An 8,803-nucleotide genomic window follows, 5' to 3' on the forward strand; every position below is an offset into this window, starting at 1 on the left:
CCGCTACGGCCTACAGCGTCACCCGGCCCTCGATGCAGGTGACGACCTCGCCCCCCACCCAGATGTCTTCCCCCGCTTTCCGGACGTGCACGCGGCCCGCCCGGCCCAGCGCCGTTCCCTGCGCCGCCACGTAGGACTCCGGCGCGCGGCCGCAGCCCATCAGCCACTGGGCCACGCCGGCGTTCAGGCTGCCCGTGACCGGGTCTTCCGGAATCCCCAGCCCGGGCACGAACGCGCGCACCTCGAACTGCGCCTGCGTACCGTCCACGGCCGGATCCCAGGGCGCGACCACGCCCACCTTGAGATCGCTCAGAATGGCCGCATCGGGGCGCAGCTCCAGCACCCGCCGGCGCGTGTCCAGCAGCACCGCCAGCCAGCCCGGGCCGTTGTCCACCCACTGCGCCGCGCGGATCTCGCCGATGGCCAGGCCCAGCCCCGCGGCGATGCGCGGCCAGAGCTCGGCCTCGACCGGACCGGAACGCGCCAGCGGCGGCGCCGCGAACGCCACCCGCGACCCATCGCGGCGCAGCGTGATCAGGCCCACCGGGCATTCCTGGACGATCGTGTCGCCGCGCGGCCAGCCCCCGCCGGCCAGCCACACCGCGCAGGCGCCCAGCGTGGGATGCCCGGCGAACGGCAGCTCGCCGCCCGGCGTGAAGATCCGCACGCGGTAGTCCGCCTGCGGCGCCGCCGGCCGCAGCAGGAAGATCGTCTCGCTCAGGTTCGTCCAGCGGGCGAACGCCGCCATCCGGGCCTCGTCCAGCCCGTCGGCGCCGATCACCACCGCCAGGGGATTGCCCTTCAGGGGCTCGCTGGCAAAGACATCCACTTGCTTGAAATCGAAGATCGGCATGATGGGCGGCGCCATGGGGCGATGAGAGAAAAGGTTTCCAATTCTCGCATCAAACCTGCATCAGGTGATGCGAGTATTATACTGTTTATTTATACAGTATAATACTCACCATGGACGCCCCTGCTCTACTCTCCTCACAGTCCATCCCCCATCAACACATCGAAGTTTCGGTGCGCCGACATTTCTTCAGCCTGATCAAGGACCGCACGCAGACGAGAATCGATCTCAACGCCGTCCTGATCCCGCGTCCCAAAGCCTCCTTCCGCATGCGCACCAGAAGTGAATCCATGCGTGATGCCGGCATCAACGACGGCGATCGATCCCCCGATGGGGGGCTACGCCCTGAAGGCCTTGGCGCGGTGGCATCGTGGTGGCTGTCATCGCAGGCCACTTCACCAATAAAGCGCCACACCGCCAGGACGGTCGGATACCTCTGTAGTAGACGGTCAACCTTATCTTTCCGGTAGCCAGATGGTCCGGGTGGTTAGTTTGGTGTCCTGCACACTGCACGTCGAAAGCAAATGCGCCAGGCACATCGGTCGTAGAGTCATATCACCACTTAAAGGAGCCGAAATTATTGTGTATTTTTAATCATCAAAAATAAAAACACCGCCCAACCTTTTCTAGTCACAAAAAGTTCCATAAACAGGGAGACGCATTGTGTCTTTATTAACACAGATCATTGCATATATTGCCAGCCCACTTGCCACTCTACTGGCAGTATGGGTAGCTTATTTATCTCTTTATAGGAGTTCCCAACCTCATTTACTTGTTCACTATCAGCCAAATCCAGATGTACCCTCAATTATCGATCTGATCATCGAGAACATAGGCGGAGGCAGTGCAATTGACGTAAGATTCTCAGAACCATTGCCTATTAACTGCTTCGGCATCGAACAAGCACAAGGGGAAGGCTCATTCGTTCCGAAGTCAGGTTTTCCCATGTTGTCCGCCGGGCAACGTTACGTATTCAATGGCGGCCAGTACGCGGGCTTAAAAAACGAACTCAAGAACGGACTGGCCGTAAGGGTTTCATATAAATTTCTGAATCCCATAGGTTTTATACGCCAACATAGCGAATTGTTTGTGCTTGGCATTGAGCACCTGAAGGGAATGCCCACACGCACGAGTGCCAATCAAGCGATTATTGAAGCCTTAAAAGGACCAAATAATACAACCATACAAGACATTCGCAATGAGCTTCGCACCATGAATGATCAACTCCAACTGCTGGTCAAAAAGGGAGAACCAGAAAAACAGTAACTCGGACACCTAACATATCAATGAGGTTGGCCATTATGCTGTCGCATATATTGCCCCCTGTTCAGGCCAAGAAGACCAACCTCTATAAACTCTCCGTGTCGATCAAAAAACAATACACTCTATCGACAAAATACTCATATGTCGACCTCGCTCGATAGCTGCCCCATAACCCCCCCTACCCCCTCAACGCCCTCTCCACCTTCCCTACGTCGATCTTCCCCATTTTCATCATGGCCTCGAACACCCGCTTGGCCGCTGCGCGGTCCGGATCTTTCAAAGCGGTCGTCAATATCCGGGGCGTGATCTGCCATGATATGCCCCACTTGTCCTTGCACCAGCCGCACACGCTTTCCTGGCCGCCGTTGCCGACGATGGCGTTCCACAGGCGGTCGGTTTCGGCTTGATTGTCCGTGGCGACCTGGAAGGAAAAGGCCTCGTTCGGGCGGAATTCGGGGCCGCCGTTCAGTCCCAGGCAGGGAATGCCCATGACGGAGAATTCGACGGTCAGGACGTCGCCTTCCTTGCCGGACGGATAATCGCCGGGGGCATGCAGGATGTCGCCCACGGCGCTGTCAGGGAAGGTGTCGGCGTAGAACCGGGCCGCCTCCAGGGCGGCGCCGTCATACCAGAGACAGATGGTGTTCTTGCTGATCATGTCGTTCCTCCTGTCGGGATGGAAAACGCCACGGTGACATGTCGCAGGGCCGCAGGTCCATCCCGCAAACGAAAAATCCGTAACTCGACCAGACGGCCGAGCGGCAAGGACAGCGGCAGGGACGAGTGAAAGCGCGGGGCCGGCCAGCACGGCGAGAAGAGGCTGAGGCTCTTCTACCCTCGCGTCGGAGCGGCCAAACCTGCTACATTTGCGGCGCGTCGCGGGCGAGAACAATCCGGTCCCAGAGGAACGAAGCCGGCCCCCTCTCCGACCCAGGTCTGGTCCGCATGGATCGTTTGGTCTACCTGAGTCGTCTGGCCCGCCCAGCTCACCCAGCCCTCCGCCGCCCCTCCAACCATCCCACTCGTCGAGCATCCCGATGTTCATCGTTTCGATCACCTACACCGCCCCGCTGGAAGCAATCGACGCCGCCTTGCCGGATCACGTCGCATTCCTGGACCGCCACTACGCAGCCGGCGTCTTCATCGCCTCGGGGAGAAAAGTCCCCAGAACGGGCGGCGTCATCCTGGCCGCGGCGGCCAGCCGGGAGGCGCTCTCCGCCCTCCTGGCCGAAGACCCGTTCTCCCGGAAGGGGCTCGCCACCTACCAGGTGGAGGAATTCATTCCTTCCAAATCGAGTCCGGACATACGGAAGTTCTTCGACGCCGGAAAATGAAAGCCGGGGCCGCGCGGCGGCAAAACCACGCGGCCCGGGCGGGCATCCGCGCCGCGATTCTCCAATACGCGCAGGGACCGCGCGTTCGCAATGGCCGCGCGTTCACACGTTCACGACGGCCGCGGATATAGGGTTCGGAGAAGCATCTGGTGGAAATCTGCTCGCCGGGCCGCTAGCCCATCGGCGAGCCCGACGGCGGCGGAGACGGGCGCCATCCGGGCGGCGGCGGGTGCCATCGGGCGGAGCGGCCCGCCCGCACGGGAATCTTCTGGCCCGTGCGGATTTTCGATGGCCCACACATTTCCGAAGGCCTACCTGGGTGCTTCGTCATCGCGCCCGAGGTCCGAACGAGGCCCGCGCAAGCCGCCCCGCGCCGCCACCCAGGCCGCGATGGGCATGGGGCGGGCCTTCCAGAAGCCCTGCACGGCGTCGCAGCCATGCTCGAACAGGAAATCGGCCTGCTCCTTCCTTTCGATGCCCTCGGCGACGGCGCGCAGGCCGAGCTGCCGCGCCATGCCCAGGATCATCCGGATGATCGCCTGGCTGTCGGCATCCTCGGGCAGGCCCTGGATCTGGCTCTTGTCGATCTTCAGCTCGTCGATGGGCAGCCGCCTGAGATAGGTCAGGTTGGTGAAGCCGGAACCGAAATCGTCGATGGAAAAGCGGATCCCCAGCCCATTCAGTTCCTTCATGCGCCGGGCCGCGATCTCCAGGTCGCCCAGCCAGGCTTCCTCGGTGATCTCGAATATCAGGCGGTCGGCCGCGGCCCCGCTGCGCGCCAGGACTTCCCTGACCGCAGCGATGAAATCGGGCCTGAGCAGGCTGCGCGGGCTGACGTTGACGGAGACCGGGTGGTGCAGCCCGTGCCCCTGCAGCAGCACCAGGGTGTCGCAGGCGACTTCGAGCGACCAGCGCAGCAGCTGCGGCATCAGGCCCGCCTCCGTGGCGACGGGAATGAACAGGGCGGGAGAAATGCCGCCGCGCGCCGGATGCGTCCAGCGCGCCAGGAGTTCCGCGCCCACGACCCGGTCGTCCCCGTCGAATTGCGGCTGCAGGTGCATGCGCAATTCCGAGGCGTCCAGCGCGGCGGCCAGATCCCGCTCCAGGGACCGCCGTTCCTTGAAGCGCGCCCGGATGCAGGCATCGAACAGGACGACGCAATCGCCTCCCTTTTCCTCCGCCCGGTGCAGGGCCATGCCCGCCTCCTGCAGCACCTGGCTGATTTTCGCGTTGCGCCCGTCGAGCATCGTCAGTCCGATGCTTACCTGGATCGAGATCGAGGCGTCGCCCGCCTGGAACGGCTTGCCGATCAGGACGGCGCGCAGGCTCTCGGCCATGTCCAGGGCGTTCCGCGCCGCGACGGCCGGATCGGCGCCCAGCAGGGTCAGCAGGACCATGAACTCGTCGCCATTGGCGCGCGACACCTTGTCGTGCGGCCGCAGGACCGCATTCAGGCGCTGCCCGATCTCGCGCAGGATTTGGTCCCCCACGTCCAGGCCATACGTCTCGTTGATCTTGCGGAAGTCGTCGATATCCAGCATCAGGACGGCCCCCAGCCCGGTCCGGTTCCGGGCGAGATCCGCCAGGGCCCGCTCCATGTGCCCGATGAGCATCTGGCGCTGCGGCAAACCCGTCAAGGAATCGTAGAACGCCGCGGAATGAGCCCGGTGAAGGAACGCCGCTTCCTGCATGATGGCGGCGCCTCAGAACTCGGCCCACTCGCCGGCCGCTGCGCCGGCCCGTCCCGGCCGCGGCGCGGGCAGCGCCGCCGCGGCCGGCTGGACCGCGCCTCGCGCACGCCCGCCTTCCGGGCGCAGGACCGGAGACGGCTGCCCGCCGCGCCCGGCGATGGCGGGTAAGCGGATCGGCCGCGCATCGGCCAGCGCGGGGCGGACCGCGCCATCGGCGGCATCCGTGCCCCGCCCGTCCGGGCGCCAGGCGGCGCCTCCGTCCGGCTCGCCCCGGAAAGCATCCAGCCGGAAGGTGGAGACCAGTTGCGCCAGCGCGTCGGCCTGCTCCCGCAGGCTGGCCGCCGCGGCGGCCGATTCCTCGACCAGGCTGGCGTTCTGGCGGGTGACGTCGTCCATCTGGGTGACGGCCGTGTTGATCTCCTCGATGCCGGTGGTCTGCTCGCGGCTGGCCGCGCTGATTTCGCTGATCACCCCGGTGACGTGGCCGATGGCCTCGACGATCTTCCGCATGGAAGCGCCCGCGAGGGACGCCTGTTCGTCGCCCTTGGCCGTGGCCTGCGCGGAGCCGTCGATGAGGAGCTTGATTTCCTTGGCCGAGGCGGCGCTGCGCTGCGCGAGCGCCCGCACCTCGCTCGCCACCACGGCGAAGCCGCGGCCCTGCTCGCCCGCCCGCGCCGCTTCCACGGCGGCGTTGAGCGCCAGGATGTTGGTCTGGAAGGCGATCGAGTCGATGACGCCGATGATCTCGGCGACCTGCCGGGACTTGTCGTGGATTTCGCCCATGATGCCCACGAGTTCTCCGACGATGGCGCCCCCTTCGGTGGCGGTCCGGGCGGCGTTGTTCGCCAGGGTGTCCGCCTGCTGGGCATTGTCCGCGCTCTGGCGCACCGCCGCGGTGATCTCCTCCATGGTCGCCGCGGTCTCGGCGAGCGAGCTCGCCTGCTCTTCGGTGCGCGAAGAAAGATCCACGTTGCCCGCGGCGATCTGTCCCGCCGCCGAGGCGATGGTGTCCGCCCCGGTCCGGACCTCCCCGACCGTATGCCGCAGCCCTTCGACCATCTCGCGCAGGGCCTGCTCCAGGCGCGCGACCTCGTCCTTGCCCTGCGGCTTGATATCCCGCGTCAGGTCGCGCCGCGCGACGCTCGCCCCGAGCTCGACCGCCGCACGCAGCGGACGGGTGATGGACAGGGCCACCCGCCAGGCGAACAGGGGACCGAGGATCAGGGCCAGGATCGCGCCGGCGGCCAGCAGGAAAAAACTCTCGCGGGAGGCCTGCTGGTTCTCCGCGTTCAACTCGTCGATGTGGTCCTGCTGGAATCGGGAAACCTGCTCGACGGCCTGGTGATACCGGGCCACGGCGGCGGGAAATTCCTGCTCGAAATACGCCTGGGCCCGGGCCGGATTCCCCGCGTCCAGGTCCTTGAAGGCCTGGCTCCACCCCTGGGCGTAGCCGCTCTGCGCGGCGAGCGCCTGGCGGTACAGGGCGAGCACCTCCGGCCTGCGGATGGCGGCCTCCACCCGCTGCCGGATCTCCGCCGTACGCCGGGACGCCTCATCGAAAGCCCGCCGGCCGGCGGCAACCGCCGCGGCATCGCCGGACCGGACATGCGCCGCCACGACGCGCAGCATCCCGGCGGACTCGACCTCCGCCTTCGCCCACTGCTCGACCAGAAACCCCACCTTGCTGCGCGTTTCCATCTCGGCCGACCGTTCCTGGCTCGCATGCAGCCCCCAGGCGCCATAGCCGGCTATCAGCAGCAGCAACAGGGTGAACAGGCCAAAACCCAGCGCCAGCCGGGTGCTTATCTTGATGTTGCGCATCTGCTTCTCCTAGGCGAGCCCGCCTCCCACCCTCTCCGGGCAATACGAGCGGCTCGGTTCAACGTTCCAGCGAAACCCGGCCGCAGTACAGGAAACGGTGGTTTGCTGCATTCGTCCCGAGGGGCTGTTTCGGCAGCGCACAGCCCATGTGAATTGGATTGTTTTCCTATGCAACAACTGATTCACCATGTTAGATTTCTGGGACCTCGGCTGGTGTATGGAAAACCACCGTTTGTTGTACATTTCGCCCCACGATGAAAACAGAAGCAGCCACTGGACGGCGTCTCGGATACGCCCGGGTCTCGACGGACGAACAGCACCTGGATCTGCAACTCGACGCGCTCCTCCGCACAGAAGTGCGGAAAAGCGACATCTACACCGACGTGGCAAGCGGCAAGAACGCGGAGCGCGCGCAGCTCGACGCCTGCTTCCAGGCGCTGCGCCAGGGAGACACGCTGGTGGTCTGGCGGTTGGACCGGCTGGGCCGCAGCCTGCCGGACCTGGTGCGCATCGTGAGCGACCTGGAGACGAAGGGCGTCTGTTTTGAAAGCCTGACCGAACGGATCGAAACCGGCAGCGCATCCGGCCGGCTGATCTTCCACGTCTTCGCGGCCCTGGCCGAATTCGAGCGCAACCTGATCCGGGAGCGCACGCAAGCCGGCCTCGTCGCCGCCCGCGCCCGGGGGCGGCACGGCGGCAGGCGCCCCAAGCTGAGCCGCCGCCAGACGGAAGAAATCGTCGCCATGATCAAGGCGCGCAGCATGCCGGTGGCCCAGATCGCCGCGCGCTACCAGGTGTCCCGCACGACCATCTACAACGTGGCGCAGCGCGCGCGGACGGCGGTGTCGCCGGCGTGATGCCTGGAACTCTCCGGCGCTTTAAACGGCCGCACATGAAAAAACCCGGCCTGACCGGATGGCGGGACTGAAGTCCGATCCGGCGGTCGATCCGCTGGCGCCGTGGGATGAGCACCGGGAGAGGACCAAGCTCCGAGAGGGAGACACCCCTTCAGCTCAACATGCCCATGAGTCCTTGAGCATCACGAACAGATGGTGCGGATCCGTCGGGCTGGGCTCGAATTCCCACGATTCGTACCACTGGCGCGCCGCATCGTCCTTGGCATGGACCAACAGGCAGGGAATGCCGGCGATGTCGGCGGCCTGTGCGGTGCGCAGCAGCGTATTCCTGAGCAAGGCCTGGCCCAGGCCTTTGCCTTGATGCTCCTTGTCCACCGCGAGCCGGGCCAGGATCATGACCGGTACCGGGTGCCGCGCCAGTCCCTTCATCACTCTTGATGGCGCGCCGTCCGGATCGACACGGCCGACGGCAAGGCTGTAGAAGCCGACCACCCCGTCACCCTGGCAGCAGACGTAGTCCGGACTGGTCTTGGATGTCTGTATCTATATTGTAGTTGTCCGCACGACGTCCTGACAATCAATCCCCTGCCCCCTTGGCGGCCGCGCGTATGGCGGCCGAACGAATGCTCGAGCTCGCCAAGGCCGCACATGAAAAAACCCGCCATCCGGTCAAGCCGGGTGGCGGGTTTGAAATAGCTGGGCTGCAGTCAATCGAAGCAGACTTCAAAACCCGATTTTTCGACGCATATAGTATACAATTTGTAAACATCCGGTCGACGCGGAGTGGAATGGCCAGCACCGGAACCCGTATACAGTCAATTGATTTAAAAGAAAACCATGCCTTATAGGCGAAGGCGAACCTAAAAATGAAAGGAACACGGGAATGCCTCCCCCCCCCTCGGTCACAATAGATGTCCGGTCCTCTGAAAACAGAAGTTGAGGGAGCGATCGGAATGAATTCATGTCCACCTATAGCCAGGAACTCAA

The 8,803-nt window shown here is 64.5% G+C and carries 8 protein-coding genes; 3 read left to right on the forward strand and 5 right to left on the reverse strand.

Going from position 1 to position 8,803, the window contains the following annotated elements; genetic code table 11:
• Positions 1-10: 10 nt before the first annotated feature.
• Positions 11-853 carry a PhzF family phenazine biosynthesis protein gene (locus tag HNR28_RS17395; protein WP_151024576.1) on the reverse strand — a complete coding sequence of 281 codons (843 nt, stop codon included), beginning with the start codon at positions 851-853 and terminating at the stop codon, positions 11-13.
• Positions 854-1,513: 660 nt separating this feature from the next.
• On the opposite strand from HNR28_RS17395, the gene HNR28_RS17400 reads away from it, so the two are divergent.
• Entirely contained in the window at positions 1,514-2,116 is a 603-nt protein-coding gene (locus HNR28_RS17400; protein WP_151024577.1) for a hypothetical protein, read from the forward strand.
• A gap of 175 nt (positions 2,117-2,291) precedes the next feature.
• On the opposite strand, the gene HNR28_RS17405 is transcribed toward HNR28_RS17400, so the two are convergent.
• Entirely contained in the window at positions 2,292-2,771 is a 480-nt protein-coding gene (locus HNR28_RS17405) for a VOC family protein (protein ID WP_151024578.1), read from the reverse strand.
• Positions 2,772-3,150: 379 nt separating this feature from the next.
• Here HNR28_RS17405 and HNR28_RS17410 point away from each other — a divergent pair, with 379 nt between their 5' ends.
• Positions 3,151-3,447, forward strand: coding sequence for a YciI family protein (locus tag HNR28_RS17410; protein WP_043681113.1), 297 nt, complete (start codon positions 3,151-3,153; stop codon positions 3,445-3,447).
• Between the two features lie 311 nt (positions 3,448-3,758).
• Here the strand turns inward: HNR28_RS17410 and HNR28_RS17415 are convergent, their stop codons facing one another.
• Both HNR28_RS17415 and HNR28_RS17420 read right to left on the reverse strand, forming a co-directional pair.
• A complete protein-coding gene (locus tag HNR28_RS17415; RefSeq protein ID WP_151024579.1) occupies positions 3,759-5,138 on the reverse strand; it encodes a putative bifunctional diguanylate cyclase/phosphodiesterase in 1,380 nt (459 codons plus the stop codon).
• A gap of 12 nt (positions 5,139-5,150) precedes the next feature.
• On the reverse strand, positions 5,151-6,959 hold the full coding sequence (locus tag HNR28_RS17420) for a methyl-accepting chemotaxis protein (protein ID WP_184143070.1): 1,809 nt from the start codon (positions 6,957-6,959) through the stop codon (positions 5,151-5,153).
• A 254-nt stretch (positions 6,960-7,213) separates the two neighbouring features.
• Between HNR28_RS17420 and HNR28_RS17425 the strand changes: the two genes are divergently transcribed.
• Positions 7,214-7,816, forward strand: a complete 603-nt coding sequence (locus tag HNR28_RS17425; protein WP_043681109.1) for a recombinase family protein — start codon at positions 7,214-7,216, stop codon at positions 7,814-7,816.
• A gap of 156 nt (positions 7,817-7,972) precedes the next feature.
• Here the strand turns inward: HNR28_RS17425 and HNR28_RS17430 are convergent, their stop codons facing one another.
• Positions 7,973-8,359 carry a GNAT family N-acetyltransferase gene (locus HNR28_RS17430; RefSeq protein ID WP_282958995.1) on the reverse strand — a complete coding sequence of 129 codons (387 nt, stop codon included), beginning with the start codon at positions 8,357-8,359 and terminating at the stop codon, positions 7,973-7,975.
• Positions 8,360-8,803: the final 444 nt, after the last annotated feature.

This window comes from Castellaniella defragrans (genome assembly GCF_014203015.1).
Classification (GTDB): Bacteria; Pseudomonadota; Gammaproteobacteria; order Burkholderiales; family Burkholderiaceae_B; genus Castellaniella; species Castellaniella defragrans.